The organism is Gloeothece verrucosa PCC 7822, assembly GCF_000147335.1.
Classification (GTDB): domain Bacteria; phylum Cyanobacteriota; class Cyanobacteriia; order Cyanobacteriales; family Microcystaceae; genus Gloeothece; species Gloeothece verrucosa.
In genome coordinates, this window is sequence record NC_014534.1 from 145394 (window position 1) to 171309 (window position 25916).

The 25916-nt window shown below is 37.6% G+C and carries 28 protein-coding genes and 4 pseudogenes; 10 read left to right on the plus strand and 22 right to left on the minus strand.

Translation table 11 applies throughout. The features are described 5' to 3' along the window. The first annotated feature begins 6 nt into the window (after positions 1 to 6). The gene (locus tag CYAN7822_RS30920; protein WP_013334869.1) at positions 7 to 1515 is read left to right on the plus strand and encodes an RNA-guided endonuclease InsQ/TnpB family protein; all 1509 of its coding nucleotides are present in this window, start codon (positions 7 to 9) and stop codon (positions 1513 to 1515) included. 40 nt (positions 1516 to 1555) lie between these two features. On the opposite strand, the gene CYAN7822_RS35055 is transcribed toward CYAN7822_RS30920, so the two are convergent. Beyond that, entirely contained in the window at positions 1556 to 1873 is a 318-nt protein-coding gene (locus tag CYAN7822_RS35055) for a hypothetical protein (RefSeq protein ID WP_049802796.1), read from the minus strand. On the opposite strand from CYAN7822_RS35055, the gene CYAN7822_RS30930 reads away from it, so the two are divergent. After that, positions 1858 to 3078 (plus strand): ISL3 family transposase, encoded by a 1221-nt coding sequence (locus tag CYAN7822_RS30930; protein WP_013334870.1) that lies wholly within the window; start codon positions 1858 to 1860, stop codon positions 3076 to 3078. The two genes, CYAN7822_RS35055 and CYAN7822_RS30930, sit on opposite strands and share 16 nt — an antisense overlap. Here CYAN7822_RS30930 and CYAN7822_RS30935 read toward each other — a convergent pair. The 4 genes from CYAN7822_RS30935 to CYAN7822_RS30950 form a co-directional block, all read right to left on the minus strand. Beyond that, positions 3075 to 3281, minus strand: coding sequence for a hypothetical protein (locus CYAN7822_RS30935; RefSeq protein ID WP_013334871.1), 207 nt, complete (start codon positions 3279 to 3281; stop codon positions 3075 to 3077). The two genes, CYAN7822_RS30930 and CYAN7822_RS30935, sit on opposite strands and share 4 nt — an antisense overlap. A 249-nt stretch (positions 3282 to 3530) precedes the next feature. Beyond that, the gene (locus CYAN7822_RS30940) at positions 3531 to 4049 is read right to left on the minus strand and encodes a hypothetical protein (protein ID WP_013334872.1); all 519 of its coding nucleotides are present in this window, start codon (positions 4047 to 4049) and stop codon (positions 3531 to 3533) included. A gap of 107 nt (positions 4050 to 4156) precedes the next feature. Then, entirely contained in the window at positions 4157 to 4351 is a 195-nt protein-coding gene (locus tag CYAN7822_RS30945) for a hypothetical protein (protein ID WP_013334873.1), read from the minus strand. Between the two features lie 51 nt (positions 4352 to 4402). Beyond that, complete coding sequence (locus CYAN7822_RS30950; protein WP_013334874.1) at positions 4403 to 5101, minus strand: hypothetical protein; 699 nt, start codon at positions 5099 to 5101, stop codon at positions 4403 to 4405. 841 nt (positions 5102 to 5942) lie between these two features. Here CYAN7822_RS30950 and ltrA point away from each other — a divergent pair. From ltrA to CYAN7822_RS38215, 4 genes and pseudogenes are all read left to right on the plus strand, one after another. Continuing rightward, positions 5943 to 7649, plus strand: a complete 1707-nt coding sequence (ltrA, locus tag CYAN7822_RS30960) for a group II intron reverse transcriptase/maturase (RefSeq protein WP_049802798.1) — start codon at positions 5943 to 5945, stop codon at positions 7647 to 7649. A 122-nt stretch (positions 7650 to 7771) separates the two neighbouring features. Beyond that, positions 7772 to 8464, plus strand: a pseudogene (locus CYAN7822_RS30965) (ParA family protein); the annotation flags it as partial. Beyond that, positions 8461 to 9366: a ParB/RepB/Spo0J family partition protein gene (locus CYAN7822_RS30970; protein ID WP_013334875.1), complete on the plus strand. Its 906-nt coding sequence runs from the start codon at positions 8461 to 8463 to the stop codon at positions 9364 to 9366. The pseudogene CYAN7822_RS30965 and the gene CYAN7822_RS30970, both read left to right, overlap by 4 nt. Positions 9367 to 9586: 220 nt before the next feature. Further along, positions 9587 to 9775, plus strand: a pseudogene (locus tag CYAN7822_RS38215) (helix-turn-helix domain-containing protein); the annotation flags it as partial. Positions 9776 to 9946: 171 nt separating this feature from the next. On the opposite strand, the gene CYAN7822_RS30980 reads toward CYAN7822_RS38215, so the two are convergent. From CYAN7822_RS30980 to CYAN7822_RS31015, 8 genes are read right to left on the minus strand one after another with little or no spacing between them, the layout of a single operon-like run. Then, positions 9947 to 11023: an RRXRR domain-containing protein gene (locus tag CYAN7822_RS30980; protein WP_049802799.1), complete on the minus strand. Its 1077-nt coding sequence runs from the start codon at positions 11021 to 11023 to the stop codon at positions 9947 to 9949. Next, positions 11011 to 11229 carry a hypothetical protein gene (locus CYAN7822_RS30985; protein WP_013334877.1) on the minus strand — a complete coding sequence of 73 codons (219 nt, stop codon included), beginning with the start codon at positions 11227 to 11229 and terminating at the stop codon, positions 11011 to 11013. Before CYAN7822_RS30985 ends, CYAN7822_RS30980 begins: the two co-directional genes overlap by 13 nt. A 16-nt stretch (positions 11230 to 11245) precedes the next feature. Beyond that, on the minus strand, positions 11246 to 12124 hold the full coding sequence (locus tag CYAN7822_RS30990) for a ThiF family adenylyltransferase (RefSeq protein ID WP_013334878.1): 879 nt from the start codon (positions 12122 to 12124) through the stop codon (positions 11246 to 11248). Continuing rightward, positions 12057 to 12716 carry a hypothetical protein gene (locus CYAN7822_RS30995; RefSeq protein ID WP_013334879.1) on the minus strand — a complete coding sequence of 220 codons (660 nt, stop codon included), beginning with the start codon at positions 12714 to 12716 and terminating at the stop codon, positions 12057 to 12059. The genes CYAN7822_RS30990 and CYAN7822_RS30995 overlap by 68 nt, the downstream gene beginning before the upstream one ends. A 3-nt stretch (positions 12717 to 12719) precedes the next feature. After that, the gene (locus tag CYAN7822_RS31000; protein WP_013334880.1) at positions 12720 to 13415 is read right to left on the minus strand and encodes a hypothetical protein; all 696 of its coding nucleotides are present in this window, start codon (positions 13413 to 13415) and stop codon (positions 12720 to 12722) included. Between the two features lie 2 nt (positions 13416 to 13417). Then, a complete protein-coding gene (locus CYAN7822_RS31005) occupies positions 13418 to 14095 on the minus strand; it encodes a hypothetical protein (RefSeq protein WP_013334881.1) in 678 nt (225 codons plus the stop codon). Between the two features lie 7 nt (positions 14096 to 14102). Continuing rightward, positions 14103 to 14513, minus strand: a complete 411-nt coding sequence (locus CYAN7822_RS31010) for a hypothetical protein (protein ID WP_013334882.1) — start codon at positions 14511 to 14513, stop codon at positions 14103 to 14105. An 11-nt stretch (positions 14514 to 14524) separates the two neighbouring features. Then, the gene (locus tag CYAN7822_RS31015) at positions 14525 to 14815 is read right to left on the minus strand and encodes a hypothetical protein (protein ID WP_013334883.1); all 291 of its coding nucleotides are present in this window, start codon (positions 14813 to 14815) and stop codon (positions 14525 to 14527) included. 747 nt (positions 14816 to 15562) lie between these two features. On the opposite strand from CYAN7822_RS31015, the gene CYAN7822_RS31025 reads away from it, so the two are divergent. After that, positions 15563 to 17170, plus strand: coding sequence for a tetratricopeptide repeat protein (locus tag CYAN7822_RS31025; RefSeq protein ID WP_013334885.1), 1608 nt, complete (start codon positions 15563 to 15565; stop codon positions 17168 to 17170). A 252-nt stretch (positions 17171 to 17422) separates the two neighbouring features. On the opposite strand, the gene CYAN7822_RS38220 is transcribed toward CYAN7822_RS31025, so the two are convergent. From CYAN7822_RS38220 to CYAN7822_RS31040, 5 genes are all read right to left on the minus strand, one after another. After that, complete coding sequence (locus tag CYAN7822_RS38220) at positions 17423 to 17581, minus strand: hypothetical protein (RefSeq protein ID WP_157872028.1); 159 nt, start codon at positions 17579 to 17581, stop codon at positions 17423 to 17425. Between the two features lie 160 nt (positions 17582 to 17741). Continuing rightward, on the minus strand, positions 17742 to 18926 hold the full coding sequence (locus CYAN7822_RS37080; protein ID WP_157872029.1) for a hypothetical protein: 1185 nt from the start codon (positions 18924 to 18926) through the stop codon (positions 17742 to 17744). Positions 18927 to 19208: 282 nt separating this feature from the next. After that, positions 19209 to 19409 (minus strand): hypothetical protein, encoded by a 201-nt coding sequence (locus CYAN7822_RS36370; RefSeq protein WP_013334887.1) that lies wholly within the window; start codon positions 19407 to 19409, stop codon positions 19209 to 19211. Positions 19410 to 19446: 37 nt separating this feature from the next. Next, positions 19447 to 20109, minus strand: a complete 663-nt coding sequence (locus tag CYAN7822_RS31035; RefSeq protein ID WP_013334888.1) for a J domain-containing protein — start codon at positions 20107 to 20109, stop codon at positions 19447 to 19449. A gap of 70 nt (positions 20110 to 20179) precedes the next feature. Next, on the minus strand, positions 20180 to 20596 hold the full coding sequence (locus tag CYAN7822_RS31040; protein WP_013334889.1) for a hypothetical protein: 417 nt from the start codon (positions 20594 to 20596) through the stop codon (positions 20180 to 20182). A 413-nt stretch (positions 20597 to 21009) separates the two neighbouring features. Between CYAN7822_RS31040 and CYAN7822_RS31045 the strand changes: the two genes are divergently transcribed. The 3 genes from CYAN7822_RS31045 (at position 21010) to CYAN7822_RS31050 (ending at position 23181) form a co-directional block, all read left to right on the plus strand. After that, on the plus strand, positions 21010 to 21540 hold the full coding sequence (locus CYAN7822_RS31045) for a hypothetical protein (protein ID WP_425365351.1): 531 nt from the start codon (positions 21010 to 21012) through the stop codon (positions 21538 to 21540). Beyond that, positions 21530 to 21814 carry a hypothetical protein gene (locus CYAN7822_RS40615; RefSeq protein ID WP_425365352.1) on the plus strand — a complete coding sequence of 95 codons (285 nt, stop codon included), beginning with the start codon at positions 21530 to 21532 and terminating at the stop codon, positions 21812 to 21814. The genes CYAN7822_RS31045 and CYAN7822_RS40615 overlap by 11 nt, the downstream gene beginning before the upstream one ends. A gap of 185 nt (positions 21815 to 21999) precedes the next feature. Next, positions 22000 to 23181 carry an ISAs1 family transposase gene (locus tag CYAN7822_RS31050; RefSeq protein ID WP_013334890.1) on the plus strand — a complete coding sequence of 394 codons (1182 nt, stop codon included), beginning with the start codon at positions 22000 to 22002 and terminating at the stop codon, positions 23179 to 23181. Between the two features lie 431 nt (positions 23182 to 23612). Here CYAN7822_RS31050 and CYAN7822_RS31055 read toward each other — a convergent pair whose 3' ends face one another. The 4 genes and pseudogenes from CYAN7822_RS31055 to CYAN7822_RS31070 all read right to left on the minus strand — a co-directional run bounded on the left by CYAN7822_RS31055 (position 23613) and on the right by CYAN7822_RS31070 (position 25880). After that, complete coding sequence (locus tag CYAN7822_RS31055) at positions 23613 to 23969, minus strand: hypothetical protein (RefSeq protein WP_013334891.1); 357 nt, start codon at positions 23967 to 23969, stop codon at positions 23613 to 23615. After that, positions 23969 to 24235: pseudogene (locus CYAN7822_RS39850) on the minus strand (DUF5674 family protein). Before CYAN7822_RS39850 ends, CYAN7822_RS31055 begins: the two are co-directional and overlap by 1 nt. 72 nt (positions 24236 to 24307) lie before the next feature. Next, positions 24308 to 24850: pseudogene (locus tag CYAN7822_RS40405) on the minus strand (hypothetical protein); the annotation flags it as partial. 367 nt (positions 24851 to 25217) lie between these two features. Further along, the gene (locus tag CYAN7822_RS31070; RefSeq protein ID WP_013334893.1) at positions 25218 to 25880 is read right to left on the minus strand and encodes a hypothetical protein; all 663 of its coding nucleotides are present in this window, start codon (positions 25878 to 25880) and stop codon (positions 25218 to 25220) included. Positions 25881 to 25916 lie beyond the last annotated feature (36 nt).

Consider the following 25916-nt stretch of genomic DNA (forward strand, 5'->3'; position numbering starts at 1 on the left):
CAAATTATGCTAGACTTAATTGTAGTTAATAGTATAACAACTAAAATAAAGGGGTTAAAATTGCTGCTAGGCTACGTCTATAAGTTACGTCCCAATCTAGAACAATCAGCCAAAATAGATAGCTGGTTAGATAAGCTTCGCGCAACTTATAACTGGAGTCTAGCTGACAGAATCAATACTTACCAACAAAGGTTTATACAGGGGGAATATTGCGATTTACGAACTCGCTCTGTAGCTTGTCCTTTAACCTGTTGTGTACTTAACAACAGCGCAACCGGAGAACCCTGGAGGAAAAACGGTGAGAAGAGAACGGCCAAAGAAATCCAAATCACTGCCTTGCCTCAACTGAAAAAAGCTAGACCCTGGTACAGGGAAATTGATTCAACAGTTTTACAACAAAACTTAGAACGTTTAAATAAAGCTTATGAGAACTTCTTTGCTGGCCGAGGCTTTCCTAAGTTTAAAAACCGTAGTAATTTTAAATCCTTCACTTATGCTACTGGAGTCCAACTCAAAGGTAATAAAATCTATCTTCCCAAATTAGGATGGATGCGATATTACAATTCTCGTCCAATCCCTGACGGATTTAAAGTTAAATCGGTAACTGTTAGAAAAAAAGCCGATGGGTATTATGTGAGTATTAGGATTGAAAATAGTTCTATACCGTCTTTTCCTATCTTACCAATAGATGAGGTTAAAACTGTAATAGGAGTTGATGCCGGAGTGACCAAGCTACTGCATTGTTCCGATAAATCAGTGATAGAAAATCCTCGATTTGGTACTAACCCAAAAACTAAAAGGCAATTAAAAATCCGCCAAAGAAGATTAAGTCGTTGTAAGAAAGGCTCTAAAAATAGTAAAAAAAAGGCCACTCAACTAGCTAAATTACATCATAAAATTAAACAGAAAAGAGAGGCATACGCATGGAAAGTAGCTCATAAGATAGTTAAAAAAGCCGACTGTATTGTAGTAGAAGACCTGAACATACAGGGTTTATTAAAAAGATGCAAACCAATTAAATGTGAACAAACCGGACGATTTCTGCCCAATGATCAAAGTGCTAAAAAAGCACTCCATCGTTCTATCATAGATGCGTCCTGGCATTCTTTGTTTCAAAAGAGTGAGTATCTAGCTGCGAAGTTAGGAAAAGTTTTCTTAAAAGTTGACCCTAAAAAGACAAGTCAAACTTGTCCAAAATGCGGTTATGCTGACAAAGAAAATCGAAATAAAGAAAAATTTGTTTGCCTTGACTGCGGTCATTTTAGTGACTCAGATTGGAACGCATCTATTAATCTAAAAAACCGAGCTATATCTCAGTTTAATCTAAAAATAAAACAGCCCAGAAAGGTACGACAGGACTTGTCGGAACCCAAGCAACTTAGTTTGTTTGAAACGCCCTCCCCTGAATTAACAGAGGTTCAAAGGAGACAACATTCTGCTAGAAATAGCAAACGGGATGTGCCGGGGAACCCGCCTACTCAATTGAGTTTATGGGATATTCAGGACTTGGCTTAGTTCTGAAGAATCACCCCAATTCAATTGGGGTGAGTGTCAATTAAAACTCATCTTGACAAAAGATTTCTTTCTCGCTAATCAATTCCTCTTCTTGAAACCAACAGATATCTCTAGTACCGTTAATCCATTTTAATCCATAAAGCCAGTAGGGGGCTTCAGATAAATATTTTTGACTTTTTGACTTTTCCTCAACTAATATTAATCCATAAACTTGATAAAAATCGAGTTCTTCCTCTAATTCTTGGGAAGATTTTCCCTCGAATTCCTGATATTTTTGGTTCTTTAGATTTAAGTATGCTAAAATAATAAAAACAATAGCAAAAATAACAAGCCTAAACTTTAATGCCCTCTCCAGCACAACTAAAATTGATTCAAAATTTTCTCAACCTCCCCAATATTAAAGTTATAGATTATACAAGACAAGAAAATGTAGGAATGATTATTCAAGTTTTAGCTAATCATAAAGCTGCTATTTGCCCGCGATGTAAGACAAAAAGTGAAAAATTACATCAAAATCATTCATTTTTAGTCAGAGATTTACCTTTTAGTAATCAGGAAGTTTATTTAAAAGTTACTCGAAGACAATTTAAATGCCAAAAATGCCAAAAACCTTTTAGTGAAGAGATTGATTTTATTAAAACAAGAAGAAGTTATACTAAACGTTTAGCCGCTCAAATTGTTGAGCAAGTATTAAATAGTAATATAAAAACGGTGGCAGAGCAAAATAATTTGAGTCAAGATATTGTAGAAAGAATGCTAAAAGATATAGCCAGCGAAAAGCTTAAAGAAAAACCGAAAAATCTCAAAAAACTAGGAATAGATGAAATAGCTCTAGTAAAAGGGCATGGCAATTACTGTGCTGTTTTAATAGATTTGGAACAAGGTAAATTAATAGGGATGCTGCCTTCAAGAAAACAAGAAGATTTAAAACAATATTTAAAAAAATGGGGAAAAGAAATTCTTGAAGAGATAGAAGCAGTCAGTATAGATTTATGGAAATCTTATAAAACTTTAATTCAAGAATTGATGCCACAAGCTGAAATTATTGCTGACCGTTTTCATGTTATGAAAGCTATTAATACAGAATTAGATATGAAAAGAAAAACAATAAAGAAAAAAGCTTATACTCAAAAAAACAAATCTGAAAAAATTTTAGATGCCTTAAGTAAAAGTAAATATGCTTTGTTGAAAAATGAAAAAGACTTAACAGAAATTCAAAAAGAAAAACTTAAAAAAGTAAAGCAAGAAATTCCTATTTTAGGAAAAATGCACGAAATCAAAGAAGAATTTCGAGAAATTTTGGACAAGAATTATGATTGGTTAACAGGATTAGATAACTTAAGCGAGTGGCTATTAGCGGCTTCAACTTTATTTCCTAATAGTTCTAGGACAATTATTAGATGGTTTTCCGAAATCATGGGGTATTTTGAAAGTCGTATTACACAAGGTGTTGTAGAGGGAATTAATAATAAGCTTAAGTTGATTAAGCGGTCTGGCTATGGGTTCAAAAATTTTGAAAATTTTAAATTAAGATGTTTATTAAATTGGGCTATTACTTGTTAACTTAGCATACTTAAATCTGAAGAACCGAAACAGTTAATTATCTTTTCTTTGAAAAATCGTTCACGGTTTATCTGTTCAACGATTTCCTGCATTTTTATATCGAGGATGATTTCGGTAAACAAATCTGGTTTGAAAGTTTTAATCTCTTCTATGATAGATGAATCAAACTCCGATTCCGAGCCATCTATAAAATCATAAAACATCTTGGCGTTTTCCTAATCGATTGAAACTCCCTTACTTAAAAGATAAAGGCTTTCAACGTTACCGATTATTTTTCGGTAATAAATAGCCACATATCTTCGAGGGCTATTGATCAATGCCGCTTTATAGAATATTTCTGGAAGAGTAATTGGAAGTTGGCAGAGCATAAAATTATATTAAAATATAAAAATGAGCATGGCAACTCCTTATTTTTAATAAAAAGCTGCCAGATCCTATCAGTTTTTGGGAAGTTATTGGCAATGCCGCAGGTAATAACAAAAAGAGGCAAAGAAAGCCAAATGATTAACCGGAGAAAATTTAATTCTAGCTGACTTATCTAGCAAAATTCTGTCTCCAGCTAATCTTTCAAGATTAGGATAGTTTTCTTTTAAGCCAATAAAACGCGAGTAAATCCACCCAATTTGTTCAACATCTTTGAGAGTAAATACAAGATAAATTGAAGTTATTCGACTTTGAAGATCAGTGTAGAGAGTCGTGAATTGAGTCGGTTCAATTTCTCCTAAAATATGAAGGAAGAAAAAAGGATCACAATCAAATTCTAGATCTAGAAAAGAAGTTGCATAATAACGTCTTTTATCTTTTCCGCTAAATGCTTCCCCTAAATACTCTCGAAAAGATTTTTCGTATCTAACTAAAGAAATGTGATTGTAAGTTTTAATTTTTATGAAGAATTTAATTCGAGGTTGAAATAACGTGATAGCAAAAGAAGATGACATTTCTTGAACCGGGGGGAAAGTTGCTATATCCATAGGAAAATCAAGCTGGATTACGCATAAAGCCGCCAACGGCGATTGGAAGGGTTTATTATTGTCCTATTTTTAAAAAAAGATAGGGCTATTATAGAACAATTTAAGGATTAGTTAGAGATGATTTCATTATACAAATAATCAGCTAAGTTTTGGATTTCTTGAGGAAGATCGTCAATTTTCACAGGCTCACCCAATATATTAGTTAATCGATTATCTATATTTAGAGCAATTTTACCTTGATATTCATCGATAAAATAGAGAATTAATCCAATTTGTTCCTTTGTTAATTCCAAATTTATCATGACTAAAACTCCGGTATTTTCGATTATTTTTGCAGGAAATAGAAAATGGCATTATATTAATTTTTGTTGTGCTATCTCATTTAAAACTTCGAGAATTTTTTTCTCCGTTTTATACTTAAATTTCTCCACTTGGTAATGATATTTATGAGGAGTGGGTTTTTCGGTTTCTGGGAGTTCAACCAAATGGCTCAATCTTCCTAATTTACTTTTTAGTTCTGGCAACCAAGTTTTAGCGGCTTTTTGCGACTTAAAGCCGATAAAAACTCGGAAGAATTTTTTACTCTCACTCATTTGATAAACCACTTGAGCGGATAGATCAACTTGCGCCCAACGGCTAATGCCTTGAGAAATTAAGTCGTAAAGGTTATAATGTACAACAGTTGAATCTTGCCATTGAACCACCAAAGGCTTACTGGCTTCTGCGGCTAAGTCAAAGTCAATAATTTTGCCCTTCCGCAGTTGAGTATCCTCCAAAGTTTGAACAAGCCTATCGTCAATTTTAAACCCTTGAAAAGAGTTAAATCTTTTGGCATCTTTAATGTTGGCTTGCCAAACTTCTTCCCATAAACGCTCAAATTCTTCGTCGGAATAATCTTGATTTTCTAAGCTCTTACTTTGCTTGACCGAGCTTTTGAACTTTTGTTGATAATTTGGGTTTTGAAATTGAGCTTTAAGTTGCTCTAAAAAGTTATCGGGAGTTAGAAGCCTTAGCTCCCAAGCGATTCTCGCTTTTAAATCGGGTTCTACCATTGTGAGCGTACCGTCAAATGCTGCGCTATCAATGCCGCGAAAGCGGTTTGAAAAAAAGAAGGAGCGCACCCGGAACTTTATCTAATTTTTTTTTCGTCCTCAATTAACAAATATGCTCTTTAAGAGCCTAGTTTTTATGGCTAAAGTCGTTTCGATTTTTAATCAAAGTGGCGGGGTAGCCAGTGCGATTCGTTCTCTCTAAACCTTGGAAAACAAAAGTTTCAGCCGTCTGAGGCTCCAAATCCAAGGGGGACGAGAGGCAAGGTAAAACGGAACAACTAACCGAACCTTGACAACTTAATTCTCGATGTAGGGCGAGAAAGGTCAAACCACTAGCAGGAACGACCATTCAATTCCCTACCCTCTAGGTGATAGAGGACAGCAATATCCCCAGAAGGTGACATGACAAACCACAATCTGACGCGGGATGTAAAGCGGGTCAAGCCTGAAAATCGGTAAGGTACTCCCGCAAGCTAGATGGGTATGACTAGCGCAAGCAAACCTATGTTTGAATCTTCGTAACCGCCAACTTGCCTACCCGATTTCACGGGCAAGAGTCAAAAGACACAGCCGTTAGTAGAGGTTATTTGGCTATAACCTCTAATCACCCAACAAAGGCTCGGAGAATAGTAGGAGTCTAACCCCATCGCCAAACGAGAATTAGGAACGAAGTAACCCGTTAAGTATCTCTTAGAAAGGTCGATTTTCTAAGTAGTCAGTCAGGCGCATGGACTTAACGGGAAGGATTGTTTCAAAAGCCAACGCCTAGAGTAACGTCTAGGATAAGCTGACAGAAACACTGTTATGTGGAAGATAGAAACTCTAGTAAGAGACTAATGTCATGGACTCAGCTAACAAACTGAAGTATGAATGGGAAACGATCCCTTGGCGCAAGCTAGAGGTACAAGTTTTCAAACTCCAAAAACGTATCTATCGAGCCGGTCAAAGTGGAAATGTCGTACTTGTCCGCAAGTTACAAAGGCTTCTGATGAAATCACTAGCAGCCAAACTCTTAGCAGTTCGTCGGGTAACACAAGATAACAGAGGAAAACGTACTGCGGGGATAGACGGAGTTAAATCCCTCACCCCGAAACAACGGCTAGTTCTAGCCGAAAACCTCAACCTTTCCGACAAATCGACTCCAATCAGAAGGGTTTATATTCCTAAACCCAACAAAAAGGAGTTACGCCCACTCGGAATCCCGACTATGACAGAAAGAGCCAAACAAGCCCTAGTAAAACTAGCTCTAGAACCAGAATGGGAGGCTCGATTCGAGCCACACTCATATGGTTTTAGACCCAGTAGGTCAGCCCATGACGCTATTGCTTACATAAAAATTGACATCCAAAGACTAGACAAATACGTTCTAGACGCGGATATCAGCAAATGCTTCGATAAAATCAACCACTCGGCACTTTTAACCAAGCTCAACACTTTCCCTAAAATGAGAAGACAAATAAAAGCTTGGCTAAAAGCAGGAATTATGGATGGGAATAAACTCTTCCCAAGCGAAGAGGGTACACCACAAGGAGGGGTGATCTCACCGCTACTAGCTAACATAGCTTTACACGGATTAGAAGAATACCTCACCAGTCACGTACCAAAAACCGCGTATATCAACAAAAAAGTAACCAATTGGAAACTAACGGTTGTTAGATATGCAGACGACTTCCTCATCCTCCATAGAGACCTAAATGAATTACTAAGAATCAAGGCTCTAGCCGAAAAATGGCTTTCAAATATGGGATTGGAACTCAACCCCAACAAAACCCAAATTGTACACACCTTTAACTCACATGAAGGAAAACAAGCGGGGTTTAACTTCCTCGGCTTCCACATTAGACACTACCCTGCGGGGATAAGAGACCGCAGATATAAATCTGGTGGATGTAACCAAGGAGGACACCGTTGGACACAAATAGTTCCCTATGTAGTCCTAATAAAGCCAAGTGCCGAAGCAATCAAGCAACATAAGCGAAAACTAAGTCAAGTCATAGATGGATTGAAGACAGCCCCACAATCTCGACTAATCAGGGAACTAAACCCAATTATTAGAGGATGGGCAAATTACTACAGTTCAGTCAACTCAAAAGAAACTTTCTCCGATATTGACCACTGGCTATGGATAAAACTTAGAAGATGGTGTTTACGAAGACACCCCATGAAACCTGACAAATGGGTCTACAACAAATACTGGCACGTTGATGAACGACATAAAGGTAAGAAATGGGACTTTAACGATGGGGAACTATCCCTAACAGAACATCGCCAAACTCCCATTAACAGACACATCAACGTGAAAGGAGACAGAAGCCCCTATGACGGAGATTGGATATATTGGAGTACCCGACTAGGGAAATACCCCAATATAAGAAGCCCAATAACAAAACTACTGAAGACCCAAAAAGGGAAATGTAGTAAATGCCAACTGTACTTCAGTCTCGAAGATATCCTAGAAATTCATCATATAGATGAGAACAGGAATAACAACAGACTAACCAATCTCACCGTTTTACATGGACACTGCCACGATAATATACACCGATGACGAGGTACTCATATCAAGAGCCACCTAGCAGAGGAGCCGTGTGAAAAGAAATTTTCATGCACGGTTCTGAAGCCGAGTCAAAGAGGCGACTTTTTGGCTTAGGTTAACAAACAACCCTAGCACACAATCTCGGTTGGCATTTAGGGCAGAGACAGCGCGTGCTGTTAGTGGATTTAGACCCTCAGTCGTCCCTAACCTCATTTATGGGGTTAGTTCCTTCAAATCTAGAAAAAACGGTTTATCATTCTCTAGTGGAACAGGAACCGTTAACCATCCAAAAAAACATTCACGATACTGTTGATCTGGCCCCGGCCAATGTTGGGTTAAGCGCAGCCGAGATGCAATTAGTCCCTTTAGTAGCGCGGGAAATGCGCTTAAAGAACGCGATCTTAGCTGTTGCCGACGATTATGATTTTATCTTAATTGATTGTCCGCCCAGCTTGGGATTGCTATCTATTTTAGGTCTTGTCGCTTCAACTCATGTGCTTGTGCCAGTCCAAACTCAAGTAAAATCTTTTGAGGGGACAGACCTCTTATTAAAAACCGTCGCGGATATCAAAAGCTTAGTGAACCGTTCTTTATCTTTTGCAGGGTTCATACCGACTTTGTATGATAAGCGCACTATCCATCAATATGAAGTTTATAAGGCAATCTCGACTCAATTAAGTCAACTTGCACCGGTTTATGAACCCATACCTCATACGATTGCTTTCCCGGATTCATCTCTAAAGCGGCTTCCCCTCGCTCTATATAAACCCAATCACCCCGCAGTTCATATTATTGAATCCATTGCTCAACAACTAGAACAGCTATGAATTTACAACTAAACAACGTTGCCCTATTTCTCAATCATTCTCCAGAAGTTGAGGAAACCTCCGTTCAGCCAGTTTCTTTGCCTATCGACGCGATCCAAACTCGACCGTCTCAACCTCGACGATATTTTTCCCCCCAGGCGCATCAAGAGTTGGTCGACTCTATTCGTCAGCACGGAATACTCCAACCTATTCTTGTTCGTCCACTAGATGGGGGGACTTACGAGTTGGTTGCCGGTGAGCGGCGTTACCGAGCGGCTATTGATGCCGGGTTAACCAATATCCCTGTTTTGATCAAACAATTGAGTGACGGGGAAGCATCTGAATTAACTTTAATTGAAAATCTGCAAAGAGAAAATCTTAACCCGTTAGAAGAGGCTGAGGGAATTCTTGAACTTTTATCTATTGCATTAGAAAAACCGATTTCTGATGTCCCTAAAATTCTATATCGAATGCAAAATGAAGCGGTTGGTAAAGTTACTCAAAACGTTTTAAGTAGTGAGGAAGCTAATAAGATAAAAGAAGTTTTTCGGAGGGTGGGAACGATTTCTTGGGAGTCGTTTATTCCCTCCCGACTCTCTTTATTATCATTACCTAATGATATTTTGGCGGCTTTACGTGAAGGGAAGATTGAATATACAAAAGCTGTGGCCTTGGCGAAAATTAAAGATGATAACTCCAGAAGAGACTTTCTCTTAAGAGCAATAGAAGAGAAGTGGACGCTTTCTCAAATTAAGGAAAAAATTAAGTCGCTTTCAACTAAAGAAGAAGAAACAATCAACCCACAGCAACGAATTAAATCCTTTGCCGCCAAGCTGAAAAAATCTAAATCTTTAGCCGATCAAAAAGTTTGGAAAAAAATCGAAGGGTATCTGTCAAAAATTGAAAGTTTGATTGAAGATTGAACCCCCCCAATGCCTTGCGTTGGGGATTCTTTTTTCTTTTCGCTTGTTTTTCTTATTTGGATAAAATTCATAGCGTTCCTTGGTGAGCGCTCTCTACAATTTGGGAGCAAGGAATCAAACGACGTTGGTTCTTTAAAAAAGGAGCGCTTTCACCAGTTATAGCAACCGCTCCTGCGGTTAAGACATACAATAGAGAAAACATGAGCATTTGACCACTCACATGGCTAAACCCTACAGTTATGACCTCCGCAAGCAGGTTATTGAAGCGATAAAGCTTGATGGACTTAAAAAGAGTGAAGCGAGCCAACTATTTAACATCAGTCGCAATACCATAAATTTATGGTGTAAGCGGCTTGAAGAAACAGGGGACTATCAAGCCAAGCTAAATAAACCACCTGGAAATGGTCATGCCAATTGGTTTAGTTTATTTCGAGTATTATCATCCATGATTTCCCAACATTCATCTATCTCTTCAGCTAAAAATAAGGCAGGAGCCTCACACTATATTTTTAAATTAATGTGAGACAGTCGCTCAGATGATTGACCGTGTGACGGTCAATCCGCGACTTCAGGAATACCGTCAAATTATTTCACAAATTCCTTCTCGTTTATAGATAGGAATAACTTGGTTAACTGGAGCCGTTAAATATTTGGTTGGACAACCAGCATAAGGTTTTAAACTAAGGCGAGTTCCCTTATTTTGCATTCCGACTACTGGTATTATGCGTCCCTGATATTTAACTAGATCATGCTGTTTATAAGGATAACGAAGCTTTTTGATGGCTCGTCTCCCCTTGCTAACTTTCTGCCCTCGATATTTTCTCAAGTTTTCTCCATTGTGGTTTTTGTTACGGGTTCTTCTACCGGAGAAAAGAATGCTTCCCGACTTGACTTGTCCGTCTCTCGTATCGATATACTTAGCATCATAGAACTGTTCTAATGACCGTTTATGATGCCGTATCTGTTCTAAGTTAAGGGGATTACATCGAGTTTGAGTTGTCCCTCCGGCTATGACAAAAGCATCATTTTGATGAGACTTTTCTAGATTAAGTTCTCGTCTTTTAGCTTTAGTTATATAACCATAAGTATGAGAGTAATCTTTGACTAATGCGGCTAAAATCCGACCCGTTTTGTATAAACCTTGTAGGTAGAGCCAAGAACAAACGGCATAGATTATACTTTTAGTTAATGTGGGAAACTCTGTTAATCTCCACCTAACAGTTGACATAAAAGTTTCTCCTCTAAATGATTTTAAACGAGGTTGCCATCTGTAAAGAAACTTTCCTTTTTTATGATTAGCCGGAGTATGGCATTTACTACAGAGTGTGATTAAGTTACTCGGTCTATCGGTTCGGTCATCTTTCCAAAACCCTAAATGATGCACTTGTAAAATGGGCTGCTTAGATTTATTTTTACAGTTAGGATTCTGGCATCTGTGATTGTCCCTATGCAGGATATATTTTCTCAAGTTGTCAAATCCATACTGTTCTCCCTGTTGATAATCTTCGCCCTCAATCGAAGGATTTTTTATCTTTTTGATGTCGAAGTTAGCAACTTCAATGATGACCTCCTCAATGGGCAAAACTGATTTAATGAGGTTGATTAATCGATGGTGGCTATCCAGTTTATGACCAATTGAAGGGGCTAACCAACCCAAGCTTCTCCTCCCGTGCTTCCATTTAAAATTATTAAGGCGGGTTTATCATTGACTATCTCACATATCCAATAAATTTTTTCTAGCGTTTCCTGTTGCGTTTTGCAATTAATTTTTATACCTTCTATATAAGCATAAAGATGTTTTTGAAGAAAACAATAGTTTAAATCTTCGGGTTGGGTCGTTAAAAAGCGGTTAAAGTCAAACATGGTACTTTACGGATTATTAATTACTTTTAAGTTGTAGGTCGCTAAAAGCCGAAAATTTTTTGAGATTGGCAACCGTAATGTATTCAGAACGCGCACTTCCCCACTCACAGTTAAAATAAGTGGCGAAGCGATTGAGCGATCGCTGATTGATTAACCGATTAATCATTTCAACCGCCTCCACCGCTACACGCTGGTTAATAAATAATGCTTGTTTATTACGCTCTGCTATTTGGGTACAAGATAAATGCTCGTCCATTCCATCTTCGGGATGATTTTCTAAAAGCTCAGGATGCTGAAGCCCCGGGGCCGGCAAAGAAACACAAAAGCTAGGATTCTCCAAATCATTAAAAGCGGCTTGAAGGTCAAAATTATTAGTTGACCCAAGAAGGACTTGCCCTGCCGCTATTCCCTCACCATGATTGCCACAATCAAGATACCAAATTTGGCGATTGTATTGCGCCAAACTGGACAAAACAGTGGACAATTCGCTCCTAGCCGGACTATTATCCACACAACCAATAAGTATTGTTTGAGAATGCCATCGGGGGCGGTCAACCAATTGATAGTTAAACGGCTCGACGATAGCGGCTATTTCAACGCCAAAAGCAATACCATAACGAGAAGCTAGGAGCGCGGCTTTGTATCCCCCAAGATCTCCAGGGCAGAAATTTTGTCGGGGAATATTGCGATCGCTAACGTGATCATGGTCAACAAAAGTTAGCCGTACATCACAACCGCCTTGCTGTAATTCCAGAACAAGGCGAACAAGGGAAGGAGCCAAAAAACTACCTGTTCCGCCGCAACCCACAAGATAAATATCAAGAAAATTAAAGCTCCCGATGAGGATAGGAATAGGCCGAATTATTAGATCGGATAAAATAGCTTGTTGTATCATAAAATTTATCCTTAATTCCCTCTTCTAGCTCGAAAACGGGATCAGCAGGAATATAAGCGAAATGTTGCCCATAAATTCCCACGCGCACTGAGATTTGCGGCATTTCTTCGAGTTGGCCAATAACCGCATAAATAGCCAATCCAGTTTCATCTTTATTATCAGTTGCGCTAAAATATGCGATCAAGTGCCCATGACTGTGAAGTTCTATATCAAAATCAAATTCATCAAAATCGGCACTTTTCCACTTTATTGAAGTGGGACTCTGCTGTTGTAATGGTTCTGTTAAATTCCAGGTATTCTTGTTGTAATTTAAGTGGAGCAAAAGTTCATCGGGTAGAGATAGCTTGGCTTTTTGAAAAATCGTATTGGAAATCGCCATTGGAACAGGAGGCAACTTGAATTTAAACGATTCTTGAATCTCTACCAATCCTACAACATCACAGGTTTTAAGGAGGGAAACTATCGAGAAAGCACGATTTTCGGCTCGAATGAATAAACCATTGTTTGCTAGAATATAGTCATACAAATGATTGGTATTAAACGGGTAAATCGAGCCTTTAGCCATATGATGATCTATGAGTTTAATATCCATATTTTAAACAAATTGTTCGATAATTTGAGCAACGGTTAAAGATTTTGCCATCGGAACCAGATCATTATTTGGATATTTTTTGGTTGTCTTCCCGGCTACCATTTTAAGTTGCTCGATTACATTATCTGGATATTTTTTGGATTTATTGGTTGAAAAGTCTTGATTAAAAACACTACCCAGAAAACGTGACCAGACTTCATCCATAACCTGTAGAGAAGCCCTCAAAACAGATACATTCCCAAAACAGATTGCTCCATTGTCATAAATATTAGGAAGGGGGGCATGAAAGACAATCGCCGTCGGGAGAACCGTTTTTTCTTTGACAGCCCAAAGATAATAGGTTGTTCCTTTGCCAAGAAATACAAAAGCCGGAAGAGGTACACTCAAAGATAATTCTTTACCTTCAACTAAACCAAAATTAAGTGTGTATTTTTGCGGTGGAATAAATTTCACCGCCCATTGATCACCATTAAACATTCCCCAACGCACAATTCCGGGGGGAATAAAACCAGTATCAATAGGGATTTTTTCGAGGGCTTGGCGTACAGAAAGTGGACTGATAAATTTTCGGATGGTTCGCTTATCTTCTTGGTAAGTAACGGCAAATTGTCCTTCAAAAATGTGTACCGAACAAAGCCAGTCTTTAGCTTGAAAGGGGAAAGAGTGAGCTATAGATTCAGGATCAAAATCTGGAAGCATAATTAAATACGGGCTTGGTTCCAAAAAGTAATAATTTCAGTTTGGTGAGAGGGGTTTTCTTCTAGCCAATTAATGAGAGAATTGAATTTAAAGATAAACTGTTGAGCCTCCTTCCACTGATCTCTGAGTAAGATTATAGCTTCTGAGGTCCAGGGGAAAATTTCAATCCACTCTCTATGGCAATCAAGCCAATAAGTCCCGGTCGAATGGTCAATGACGGACATGGCATCATAAAGGTAACTCAAAGGATCAGGAGTGGCTTCACAGAGCGCCTGTAGTTTATCCCAATCAATTTGAGAAGAGTTTTCAAAATTCCTGGTGTATAATTCAAGTAAAAAGCGGCTTCCTCCAACAAAATCCTCAATGTCATCAAAATAATCAAAATCTTGAGGAAAAAACGGAATAGCATCTACTACTTCTTCACGCTCATAGTCAAATCGATTGTAGTTTATAGGAAATAATTCTCGCTCAACTAACTCAAGAAATTTTTCTGCCAGTTCCCAACATTGCTCATGACCAAAATTAATTTTGTTGAAAGAGGCGGTAGCGGCTTGCCAATCAATGGGGAAAAATTCTCGAAATAAAGCTAACAGTTGAATTGTGCCCGCAAAGTTTTCAAGATATATGGTCGCTTCCTTGACTGAGCGTGGAAGGACGTAGCGGCTGAGTGTTACGTCCATTTTTTTCTCAAATAAAATTAGAAAAATTGTCTGAAATGGGACGACTGCTAATTAAATTATTTTTCATTCTTCTCATCATTTCTTCTGCTTCACGGCTATCAGAGATTGCTAAATTAATCTCATCCTGTAAAGCTAAAAGAGTTTCAAGGCTAAGAAGCCCCGCCATTTCCGCATTCCGTATTTTTAAACTTAGGAGAAGTGCGGGATTGATGTAGGGTGAAGCTGTAAATAAAGCTTTCGCTACGCTTAAATTAGAACCTTTCGTTCCTGCTCGTTTTATTACTTTAACCGTCTGACCGTCTCGCTTAAGCTCGGCGGTGGCGATTTCCGGGTAATAAGGAGCAAACGCGGCTCGTATCTGTTCATCCGTTAACTCGTCGGGTAAGTTAATCGTTTGGCCATGTATATCTATTTGCATTTTATTTTTCTCTAAAACAAATTTAATTGAGTGCTATTAGTTACGTCTTGAGTTAAGTTTGCCTTAGAATTCTTTTGGGTTTTATCCTCAGATTTTTGACTAGCTTTTTGAGTTTTAGCGACTTCAAAATGCTCTTTTTTCTGGATGACTTTGGCAATCATTTCTTTTAATGTTAAACCAAGCTCAAGCTCAGACGTGAGAATGTATTTAACTTCAATAGCACTTCCGTCTGAGAATCCAACCGTTGCTAAGATTTGCTCTGCCGATTCTTCCATAATAAGTAGAGTAACAATAATAGTCATTTTTCTCCGTAATTTTTTATTAATTAATTCCAGTTGCCAAAAAAACTACATAAAAAACGCTCGAATGAGCGCTATGCTGGATTTTATAATAATCTTAACTGCTCAATCTCAAGAAAAATTTTTTAACTAATTTATCCCAACATAAAAACATCCGCCTTTCGGCGAAAAAAAATGAAAATTAGCTCGCCAAAAATGATGAACTTTACTTTACTGATTTTGAAAATAGAAATGCAGGAATTATCCTTCAACCAAGTTGTTGATTATGTTTTTGACAATCGTTTTAAATATAAATCAACGATTAAAGAAATCTTGGAGCTAGAAGAAGGCTCCTATCTTAGGTTTTCAAATATTAAACAGCAAATAAAGTTCTTGTTGCAACAATATTTGAATTGGATCTCCTATACTTGTTGTGATCAGAAAAGCTTATAATCTGTAGGGTGGGGGTGCAGGGATAATTTTATTAATAAAAACATAAATTTTGAGAGGCGCTCCCGTTTTCCTTTTGCTGAACTACCCACAGTCCTCTGTAAAAAGGACTGTGGGTAGTCCACTCTCACTAATTATAGATGATGACGCAAGTGATGGCAGAAGGAAACCAAGAAATCAAAATATTAGTACCAGAATCCTAAACTGGTCATCTTTAGTAGCTTTATCATTGTAATTAAGAGCAATCAGCTTATAGCTGGCACTATTGGTCACTTTATAATAGTTGTCCTATGTTGTAAAATCAACTAACCAACACAGCGAATGACCAATCAAATTTGTATGACTACAATCGAGGTTTTATTTGAGCAAGCGGTAAATAAAGCAAACCGAGGCGATTTAACCGGTGCTATAGAAGATCTGCCAAAAGTAATAAGTTTTAATCCTAGCTATTCAGAAGCTTCCCAAACCAAAAATACTTTAGACAAAGACAAAGATTTAAAAAAATATAAAAACACGTTATCTAATTTGGCTATTCAAATTAATGCCAAGTTAGCGGAAACTTATAGCAAACGAGGTATGATTCATTATTTTTTCAAGGAATACGAGCAAGCACTGTCGGATTTTAATAAAGCTATTGATATTTATCCCCAGGACGAAAATGCTTTTTACAACCGTGCCTTTGTCTACTGGGAATTAGAACAGTACGACCAATCACTGTCGGATTTGGCTAAAACTATTGAAATTAACCCTCAGTCAGTAAATGCCTACAACCAGCGAGGGCTTCTTTACTGGGAATTAGAACAGTACGACCAAGCACTGTCGGATTTGAATAAAGCCATTGACATCAACCCTCTGTTTGCATATCCCTACGGCAATCGAGCTCTTGTTTACTGGAAATTAAAAAAGTATGATCAAGCTTTATTTAATTACAACAAACTCATTGAACTTGACTCCCAGTGTACAAATGCTTATCACTACCGAGACGACCTCTACTCAAAATTAGAAGAGTACGATAAAGCTATATCTGATTATAGCAAAGTCATTGACCTTGATCCTCAGTGTACAGAGGCTTATGAAAAGCGAGGCTTACTCTACTATAAATTACAACAGTACGACAAAGTTCTGTCTGATTACAGCAAAGCTATTGAACTTAATCCCCAAGATGATGCAGAATATATAGCAAGAGGCTCATTCTACTTTGAATTAAAAGAGTATGATAAAGCACTGCTGGATTATTATAAAGCTATTGAATTTAAGCCCGAGTCGGAGGTGGGCTACTACATCCGAGGTGATCTCTACCTTGAATTAAAAGAGTACGAAAAAGCACTGTTTGATTACAACAGAGCAATTGAAATTAACCCTCTTTTTATCGACCCTTATTGCCAACGAGGTCATATCTATAAAGCTTTAAAAAAATACACTCAAGCGTTATCTGATTACAATAAGGCGATTGAACTGTATCCCGCATCCGCAGAATTTTACTACAACCGAGGGGATCTCTACTTTCAATTAAAAGATTACTCCAAAGCACTGTCTGATTACAACAAAGCTATTGAAAATGATGCCGATTTTAACGACGCTTACAGCAAACGAGGGAATCTCTATAAAGATTTAAAAAAGTACGCTCAAGCACTCTCTGATTACAACAAGGCGATTGAATTAAACCCTCAAGATGCAGATTTGTACTACAACCGAGGTAGTATTTACTTAGAATTAAAAGAATACGAAAAAGCCGTAATTGATTTGAGCCAAGCCATTAAATTTAATTCAGAATCGCCAGAAGCCTATTCCAAGCGAGGCTTACTTTGCCAAAAAGCAGGAAATAAACAACAGGCTAGATCTGACCTACAAACGGCTGCGTCATTATTCCGACTACGAGGGGATTTAAAAAATTACAAGCAAATAATGGATGTTTTACGAAAATTGTAAACGTGCTTTAAATAAAACATTTCCCCAGTGCCCCAAATCCGACTGGAGAAAATGATTTTTAATGCTTATATTTTCTTAATGAATTATTTTTGACCTGGAATATTAGCAAAAAAGATACGGTGTAAATAGTGGAAACCGCTAAACAAACCAAGCCATTGCTTCATTAACAACCGATGAAGGAACCGAGTGAAAGCCATTAAACTCTCGATAAAATACGTCATAATTTGCTCGTTGTAGTTAAGATACTATTCGTCAGCTACACCGAGAAATAGGGAGAATTATATCCCAAGTCCGAAAACGAGAGTCTATGGCTAAAATGATAGCATCTGATGTTAGTTGTGATCTTTTTAAAATATTTAAAGCTCCTTGAGCATTTGCATCCGCACCATGCAACATTAAGAGCAAAGGCATTTTTCTGGATGGGGAGTAGTTTTGAGGGGGAACCTATACTTCTTTTCGCCTTTGACTAATGAGCGAGGTTAAACCTATACGAAAAAGTCTTTCAGCCCTTTTTAAGCTCTGGAGTTGCCTAAGTCCCGTTAATTGCAATAATTACGGTACGACAAGCGAGTTAAACTTGAGCTTGGGGGGCTGATCCATCACTTTCCTCTTCTTTATTCTTCATTTTTCTTTCAAAAACATTAATTCCCGCCCCTTCTAGCTCAATTGTTCCATCGGGGCCAATCTTGACTATCTTTCCAGACATGGCGGCTATCCAGTCCTCGTAGGAGTCCATCTTTTCGACGTTTTTTTGAAGCGTTTTCCTATTCATATCCGCTCTGACAACGATTCCGTTATCGCCAGTTACTTGTAGGGTGACTTTTTTCCCTGTCTCGGGTACATCAGGCCGTTCACTAAATTTAATGGTTACTTCTGGTGTTTTGCCATTGATCATAATTACTCCTGTCTCTGAATTTGTCTCGGCTGTAGTGGTTGATGTAATGACTGATGTAGAATCTGTGGCTGTAACTTGTGTTGATGCCTGAGTTGTCTCTGTAGCTGTTGTTGATGTAACTGCTGAACTTGCCACCGTACTTGAGTTAATTTCGATTTCTTGAGCTTCTTCGGCAATAAATTCGGTACTTTGATTTATTTCAGGATTAAATTCCATTTTACTCCCTTTTTCGGGATTAGATTGGCTTTTTTTCCTTTTTTTATCCGTTTTGGACTCCACAACAGTTTCATCAATAGGATTAGCCTCGACTAGGTGAAGCTGCATCCCGAATCGTCGTGCTGTTATTTCTATTGCTTCTCCCTTGTTTACTCTTGGTTCTAGCTTTCCCAGTACAGTAATGTAAAACGGTTTCCATTGGGGTAAGTATTCCTTCCCAGGGGGTACGTTGTTGCGTTCTAAGCGTAAGCTAATCTGGCCTTTCCAAACATTATGAATACGGGCACGTATGCGAAAATGATCCAGTGCGGCATAAGATGGCAGCAATTTCTCTAGCTTGCTAGAGTCTTTGACTTCAATAGCTTCTACGAGTTTTAAGCCGCTTAAATTTTGTTCACGATCTGTCCGAAAATAAATTCGCCAAGCATAAAGTTTCTCTAATGATATTTGCTCGAGCTTCGACTGATGAAAAAGGTAAACAGGTAAAATCGTCCCATCAGTCAGTAACAGTTTTCCTATCTTGGTATTTTCAGCATTTAATTCTAAATGCCCCAAGACATACCCAAATGCTGAATATTGGATTGATGTGGCTTGGCTAGAATCGGTAGTTGGTTCAGTAGCTAGTGAAGATACAGCAGACATCATCTATTATTAATTGAATCAGTTTTATTGTAGTTTATTTTCGAGTGGTTGGAGCCAAATTTTTTTACTTGCTCCGTTGATTTGATGGAAAAAATGAGAGAGTAAAATTAATTAACTTTTAAATTTTACTCTCTCATGAGTTTTGGCTTCATGAATTTCCCTGTCTCGCTCAAAGAAAAAGTCAGTTAGCTTTTTGTGACTTGAGTAAAAAATCTTCACTTTTCAAATGAGGGATAATTTAATGATTAGCACATCGGTTAAAATTCCTGCTCCACTCAAAAAAATTTAACTTTTATTTTCACATCTTTTACATTTAGCCGCTACTCCATTACACTGATTTCCATATTTCGGGCAAGAATTCGCGTAGGTTTCTCGCTTAACTGCGTCATGGCAGTGACTACAGATTAGATGAAAAACACGAGTGTGAATAGTGCGATAATGGGCGCGGATAGTGTATTCTTTGACAAAAACTTTCTTGCTCGGCATCGGTGTGGGTTAGGTAAAATTTAGATCTTCCTTAATTCTAAGCCCAAAAACTTTCAGGCGTAAAAGAAAACTTTTTACTTTTTGCCCTTTTAAGGTTTTCGGGACCGATAGCGCAAGCCGCTATTAGTGGAGAATACTTTTTGAACCAATTGGCCTTTAACTCTTGAAAAATAGCCGTTACTAACTGAAAACGATCTTTAGCTTCAGGATGATTACACAAATCTGGATGCCATTTTTGCGCTAGGATTTTATAATTCCTCACAAGCTCATCAAAATAAATGGGTTGACCTAAAATCGAGTACGGCGCAGTTTTTTCTAAGCCATTGGTTGGGGGAACGGGGGGTAAGTAAGCGATTGCCGTAGCTAAAACTTTAACGACTTGAGTTTCTTTTAATGAATGCTCAACAAGCGACGATGATTGTTGTAATTGTTGCGAGTTAGAAAGCGGCGCAGAGGGTTCAGGTTGTGCCGGGGGAAGGCATTTGACATACTCGATCGCCATTAACCAGCCCAGTCTGGCCCGATCTCCCTGTCTTCGTAAATTTAAATTATGTTCGGTAGTGAATTCCTTGAGGGCACTCGCCGTCCACTGTTGTTTTGCCCACTTATAGAAATCAATCAAATTCTCAATGTGACATCTGTAGCGAAAACAGGTTTCGGGAAGTTGCGCGATTTCTAGGATTTGTTCAGTGGTGTACATTTTTTTTTCCTTTCCTTATTTGAAGAGACACCGGGAGCAATTGCCCCCGATGAGACGGGTGAAATTGCATTTAGAAGCCGATGAAGCTATCTGGGTTGACATCGATGGTCAAGGTTCCTGCTTCATCCGCAATCCTGGCCACTTCTGCGTCTAAATCAACATCGAAACTTTCTAATTGTGATAACGACATTGATTCGGGGATCGACACTATAGGATGATGATGCTGACTATCAACCAAATGCCCTGCTAATTTAGTCTTTGTCTGCATTAAGAAATGTTGGGCAAATTGTTGGGATGTTTCTGCGTGTTCTACCAAGACGGCAGATACCGCCTCGGTAAGCCTGGCTTCTAGAACCGTATTAAAATCGCTCTTGAGAGCGTTTTTCAGCATTGACGCGCTTTTGGCGACTGTAAGCTCGGCGAGCGCCTGATTAATGTTATCGCCCGTCTGTAAACCTTTTGCTATTTGATATTCTGAATTGCTCATGATTGTTTCCTTGCACGTTGCGGTTGCGATGTTTAATTGGCTCGGAATTAAGCCGCATTTAAGCTCTCTTAAAGGAAGAGAAACTTTTATTGAGATGGGTAAAAACTTTGTTGAACTCTTGTCAAGTCTTTAATAATCTTCTAACTTCATTGACGATTAAATTTTTTTTGACTTACTCGTTAAATTTTTCGTCAATTATTTTGTTAAGTTAAATCGATTTTCAGATGTTGTCAAGTCTTGGAAGATATTTGTCATAAAACTTAATAAATTTCCTCTCTAACCCCTGGATGTACCCGCTATTTCAACAATGCTTCAAAGGGTTGAAGCGAATTGAGTTTAAATAAATCATAATCAAAAAATAAAGTTTTTTTAATAGATACGAAATTTGTTAGTTGAACTCGCTCCCAATAAAAATGAGTAAAGATCATTCCCCCTCTTCATCTGACCCAAAAATTGATCGCTCTCTCAATTCCTCAATAGGGAATTCTCGGCATAAAACAGCATTTTTAACTTCCTTTATCGGTAATGCTGGCGCAGAAGTTGTTAAGAGGACTCACTCGGTCGGCCAAAAAGCGGCTTCTCTTACCTATCAGTTGATCGAGCAAGCTACCTCAGAGGCGGGACGGGCGATGACGGCTATAGGTAATCTTCCCCTGGTGAAAAATCCCTTCGTGCAAAAACTGGCAGGGGTATTTAAGCTAGATTGGCTGGTAGGGATGAGCAGTTCTGTGGATTTAATGAAAGCCCAAAAAGAGGTTCAACGGCTCAAAGCTAAATACAATCAAGAATCGTCCTTTGAGATCGCTCATCGAATCATACTCTCAAAGGCTACACAAGCAAGTGGGATAGGATTTGTTAGCAGTATTTTGCCGGGTTCTGCGGCGGCACTGTTGGCGGTAGACTTTGCCGCAAAAAGGCGCATTACAGACGGAAATGATCTATGAGATAGCTGCGGCTTATGACCAGGATTTACAAGATCAGGCCAGACAGGGAGAGGTTTTAGCCATTTTTGGTCTTGCCCTGGGGGGAAGGAACGCTCTCAAAGCGGGTTTGGGTTTCATGAGGAATATCCCCTTAGCCGGAGCGATGATCGGGGCCAGTACCAATGCCACCATGCTCTACACTTTAGGTTATACAGCCTGTCGCTTTTATGAGGCTAAAGAGAAAGAATTAACGGAAGAACCGACTACCAGGGCAAACGCATCTAAATTTTATTGACAAAATGGAATTAATGTGTATTGATTTTGAGTGCGGCTTAGGATTAACCTCAAAAAAATTCACTTTTCTTAATTATTCTTAATAAAAAAGGACGAAAATATTTCACGAAGATTAAAAAAAAACTATTTTTTTGGGCAGAAGGGAAAGAAAAAAGTATTTTTTTTAAAGAACTTTTATATTCTTTTATGAAACTTAAACCGAAAACAACTATAGAAGACTTTTTTGGAAAGATAGAAGATCCGAGAATTGAACGAACAAAAAAACATAAATTAATTGATATTATTACCATAACTATTTGTGCTGTTATTTGTGGTGCTGATAGTTGGATTGATATAGAGCTTTTTGGAAAATGTAAATATAAATGGCTAAAAAAGTTCTTAGAACTGCCTAATGGTATCCCCTCACATGACACATTTGCGAGAGTTTTTTCTCTTTTAGAGCCAGAAAAATTACAGCAAAGTTTTTTAAAATGGATTGAATCAATTAGCTCCTTGACACAGGGAGAAATAGTAGCAATTGATGGAAAAACCATTAGGCATTCTTATGATAAAAGTAAAGATAAGTCAGCAGTTCAAATGGTGAGTGCGTGGGCAACAACTAACGGGTTAGTTTTAGGACAGTCGATAGTTGATGAAAAATCGAATGAAATTACAGCAATACCTGACGGACAACTCACGGTGCGCCGTGCGACGGCGCACCCGTGTCCTCAACTTCTAAAAGTCCTTTCACTTTCAGGATGTATAGTTACTATAGATGCGATTGGATGTCAAAAAGAAATAGTTAAACAAATTACCGAGCAAGATGCTGACTACGTTATTACTTTAAAGAAGAATCAAGTAAATCTTTATGAAAAAGTAGAAGCTTTATTTAAAAAAGCACTTATCAATAATTTTGAAGGCTTTATAAAAAGTGAATATAAAGTTAAAGATGAGGGTCATGGGCGGCAAGAAGTCAGGTATTATCAAATGTTAAGTAATGTTGCTGAAGAAATCGATCCGGATTGGCAGTGGTTAAATCTAAACTCTATCGGCTATGTTGATTATTTAAGAGTGGAAAACGGAACTGATAAAACTTCATTAGATAGAAGATATTTTATTAGTAGTTTAAACAATAATATTAAATTATTTTCTAAGGCTATAAGAGAGCATTGGTGTATAGAAAACCAGTGCCATTGGGTTTTAGACGTTCAATTTTGTGAGGATGATTCAAGAATAAGAAAAGATAATGCACCAGCGAACATAGCAATTCTCAGACACTTGGGTTTAAATCTTTTAAAACAAGAAAAAACTCAAAAAGTTGGAGTTAAAGCTAAAAGGAAAAAAGCCGGTTGGGATGAAAATTATTTACTTAAAGTTTTAAGCGGTTGACTAAATTGTTTATAGGTTTAGTTTTTAGTTAAATAACTTCAATATTTTTCATTTAACATCAGTTTTTTAATTGATGTCGATAATTGTTTAATTATTTTGATAAGAAGAGTGTTTTTGATTAAGTAATTTTACTCAAAAGAAGGAAAAAGAGTTTTTAACAATGACCGCAGACTATGAGAGGAAAGTTAAAAGCGGCTTCTGGCAATAATTTTGTCAATTAGATGCGTTTGCCCTGCCCCTTGAGCGGTTAAAATTGGCAATCACATTTAAACGTAAATCTAGAAAATTTATGAATCTGTTTGAAGCGTAGAGATTTTTTGTGTCTAGCGTTAGTCCAAACTCCAGTTATAAGTGAACCTATTACCCTGTTATCAATGGTAGGGGACGATCTCGTGCCCTAGGAGCAACCTACATTAATCTATTTTCCCCTCTTAAGCAATAGAAATCATTTCAAATTCATCTAATAAGTTTGTCATCATTAAAACGGTTTCTGAATGGTGGCTCCTATTAAACGATAATATTTCCCGTGCTTCTTCTATCGGAAAATTTCTTTGCCATTTTAAACATTCTTTTTGAATGGCAGCTAATGAATAGTGATATTGAGAAGGAACATTAGGCGCTGACCATTCAATCATTAATGCAGCTTCTCTTAATAGCATACTGGTTAATTTATCCTGACGAGAAATAAGACACTGTTTTGATATATTAGATAATGTTAAAGCTAAATTACCTAACTGTTGTTCCCAATTTAAGGTTTTATATTTTTCATATAATGCTTGACGTTCCATTAGTTTATCTCCAATAAATGTCGAACAAGTTTTTCTATTTTTTCTCTTAATATAAGGTTTTTAATTTCCATGCTGCGGTTATTTTGACGGGGACGAATATTAATTAGTGATTCAAAACCAACTTTTTTTAATTCAGGATACCAGTCAGCGCCCCATATATTTTCCTGTTCGCTGCTATTTTATAGTAATATTTGTTCAAAATCTGCATGAAGTTCACCCCCTCCTGCTAAAATTTCTAATTTAACATCTACAGCAAGTTTAATCATTAATCCATAATAAACTTCTGCATTTGGTTTATTTGTTCGTCTGTAGCAGGTTGGGTGATGATTAGTAGCATTTTAAAATAAACTTTGTTGTCCTTCTATTACGTTTATTTTACCTTTTTTCTTTCCTCCTGTTTTAGCTTTTTGGGGTTCCTTATCATGCAATCCGATGGCGACTTCTTCGGCGTATCTCTGATGATTTAATTATAATAATCGGTCTAAAATTTCTCGTCTAGCGGCTTCAGATATTGTATATCTTAATCCTTGTTTGGTTTGGTGGAAGCCGTGATCTAAGTTGAGGTCTTTCCATCTATAAGCGGCTGCTACACCATAATCTATTTTAACATGAAGTTGACGTAATTGTTTAATATCTTTGCTCGTTTCTTCGGGGTTGTGAAAACGGTTATAGGTTTTGCTTAGTCCTTCTTGTCGCGTTAACATGATTTGTTGGCGGTGGTTGTAGTATTTTTCCCCGATTTCTTCGAGTTGGTTTACTAAGTCATTATTAGGGTTCGTAGTCGGCGCTTTATTGCTTTTTTGAGAACTTAAGTCCTCACAACAAACTAGGGGAAAGGGGAAGGTTTGAAAACAGTCTGTCGGAGAGTAATTTAAGGTTGTTACTCCAACTGTTGATGTATAATGTCTAGAAAATAGAAAATTCCCAATTAATACTACTTTGCATAACTGCAAAAAAACAATCTAAATCCTACAAAAATATAATTAAACAGCGTTCCCGTGGCATAATCAAATCCAGAACATAAAGCAGAAATTGATCGAGAACTAGACTGGGCTATAAAAAGATCTGAAAATATTTGATCGCTCTTAAGCGCTTGTCTTGTTCCAGACAGGAGCGAGAACCCCGAAAGAATTAATGCGGAAACGGTAAACAAGTTAGTTGGCAAAATCTTCATAGTAGGTTAATAGTTAAGGTGAGTTCGGAATAAAACTAGAAGGAAAAAGCGAGAGCTAGTCAGTGTAAATGTATCTAATTTTTGAAAAATTTATTAGCTTTTCCTTTATTACGATCTATGCGATTAGGGAATAGCTCTGTAATCAAAAATTTGTTTAGCAGTAATAAAGTCCCCACTAAAAAAATAGCTAATATAGGGGAAGATTCAGTAATTGGTTGAGAATGATTGATCATAATTGTTTGTGCAAATTGATTTTGGTTAGGAGATTGATTGGCAAATGTACCATCAGCAAAACCGGTTTGGGATAAATCAATATTAAGGGTGAGGATAGAATTGTTCATCTCTATGACTTGAAAATGGAATAAACTAAAAGTATCTAATTGATTAATTCCCATGGGTGAACCAATGCCAAAACTAGGAATAGAACCGGCACCTAAATTAGTAATTAATCCAATATTATTATCTAAATTTCCTGTTCTTCCTAAAAGAAAAGTAGAAGGTAATAAGGGACTACTTAAAGAAACTGTATCAAAGGGACTATTAATATTTTGTAATTGGTTGGGAGCAAAAGATAGATTAATGTTGCTGCTAGTAATTCCCACAGCATTGCTCCGAATATCTCCCATTAAAACCTCAACAAAAAAGGTATCTCCCGTATTTAAAGGACTGTTGAGAATTACACCGGCTAAGCCGTTATTATCGGTTCTGAGGTTAAATTGAGAAGTAAGAATAGTCATGATTAAATTTTCCTCTCATGTAACAAAACAAAAGTT

Coding starts and splice junctions, on each gene's coding strand:
- CYAN7822_RS31025 (WP_013334885.1), top strand. CDS start 15,563: ATGACCAATCAAATTTGTATGACTACAATCGAGGTTTTATTTGAGCAA.
- CYAN7822_RS30930 (WP_013334870.1), top strand. CDS start 1,858: ATGCCCTCTCCAGCACAACTAAAATTGATTCAAAATTTTCTCAACCTC.
- CYAN7822_RS31015 (WP_013334883.1), bottom strand. CDS start 14,815: ATGACTATTATTGTTACTCTACTTATTATGGAAGAATCGGCAGAGCAA.
- CYAN7822_RS30940 (WP_013334872.1), bottom strand. CDS start 4,049: ATGGATATAGCAACTTTCCCCCCGGTTCAAGAAATGTCATCTTCTTTT.
- CYAN7822_RS30990 (WP_013334878.1), bottom strand. CDS start 12,124: ATGATACAACAAGCTATTTTATCCGATCTAATAATTCGGCCTATTCCT.
- CYAN7822_RS30970 (WP_013334875.1), top strand. CDS start 8,461: ATGAATTTACAACTAAACAACGTTGCCCTATTTCTCAATCATTCTCCA.
- CYAN7822_RS31000 (WP_013334880.1), bottom strand. CDS start 13,415: ATGCTTCCAGATTTTGATCCTGAATCTATAGCTCACTCTTTCCCCTTT.
- CYAN7822_RS40615 (WP_425365352.1), top strand. CDS start 21,530: ATGATCTATGAGATAGCTGCGGCTTATGACCAGGATTTACAAGATCAG.
- CYAN7822_RS30935 (WP_013334871.1), bottom strand. CDS start 3,281: ATGTTTTATGATTTTATAGATGGCTCGGAATCGGAGTTTGATTCATCT.
- CYAN7822_RS30920 (WP_013334869.1), top strand. CDS start 7: ATGCTAGACTTAATTGTAGTTAATAGTATAACAACTAAAATAAAGGGG.
- CYAN7822_RS30985 (WP_013334877.1), bottom strand. CDS start 11,229: ATGTTTGACTTTAACCGCTTTTTAACGACCCAACCCGAAGATTTAAAC.
- CYAN7822_RS31035 (WP_013334888.1), bottom strand. CDS start 20,109: ATGTACACCACTGAACAAATCCTAGAAATCGCGCAACTTCCCGAAACC.
- CYAN7822_RS37080 (WP_157872029.1), bottom strand. CDS start 18,926: ATGATGTCTGCTGTATCTTCACTAGCTACTGAACCAACTACCGATTCT.
- CYAN7822_RS31040 (WP_013334889.1), bottom strand. CDS start 20,596: ATGAGCAATTCAGAATATCAAATAGCAAAAGGTTTACAGACGGGCGAT.
- ltrA (WP_049802798.1), top strand. CDS start 5,943: ATGGACTCAGCTAACAAACTGAAGTATGAATGGGAAACGATCCCTTGG.
- CYAN7822_RS31070 (WP_013334893.1), bottom strand. CDS start 25,880: ATGACTATTCTTACTTCTCAATTTAACCTCAGAACCGATAATAACGGC.
- CYAN7822_RS31050 (WP_013334890.1), top strand. CDS start 22,000: ATGAAACTTAAACCGAAAACAACTATAGAAGACTTTTTTGGAAAGATA.
- CYAN7822_RS31055 (WP_013334891.1), bottom strand. CDS start 23,969: ATGGAACGTCAAGCATTATATGAAAAATATAAAACCTTAAATTGGGAA.
- CYAN7822_RS31010 (WP_013334882.1), bottom strand. CDS start 14,513: ATGCAAATAGATATACATGGCCAAACGATTAACTTACCCGACGAGTTA.
- CYAN7822_RS31045 (WP_425365351.1), top strand. CDS start 21,010: ATGAGTAAAGATCATTCCCCCTCTTCATCTGACCCAAAAATTGATCGC.
- CYAN7822_RS31005 (WP_013334881.1), bottom strand. CDS start 14,095: ATGGACGTAACACTCAGCCGCTACGTCCTTCCACGCTCAGTCAAGGAA.
- CYAN7822_RS38220 (WP_157872028.1), bottom strand. CDS start 17,581: ATGCCTTTGCTCTTAATGTTGCATGGTGCGGATGCAAATGCTCAAGGA.
- CYAN7822_RS36370 (WP_013334887.1), bottom strand. CDS start 19,409: ATGCCGAGCAAGAAAGTTTTTGTCAAAGAATACACTATCCGCGCCCAT.
- CYAN7822_RS30945 (WP_013334873.1), bottom strand. CDS start 4,351: ATGATAAATTTGGAATTAACAAAGGAACAAATTGGATTAATTCTCTAT.
- CYAN7822_RS30950 (WP_013334874.1), bottom strand. CDS start 5,101: ATGGTAGAACCCGATTTAAAAGCGAGAATCGCTTGGGAGCTAAGGCTT.
- CYAN7822_RS30995 (WP_013334879.1), bottom strand. CDS start 12,716: ATGGATATTAAACTCATAGATCATCATATGGCTAAAGGCTCGATTTAC.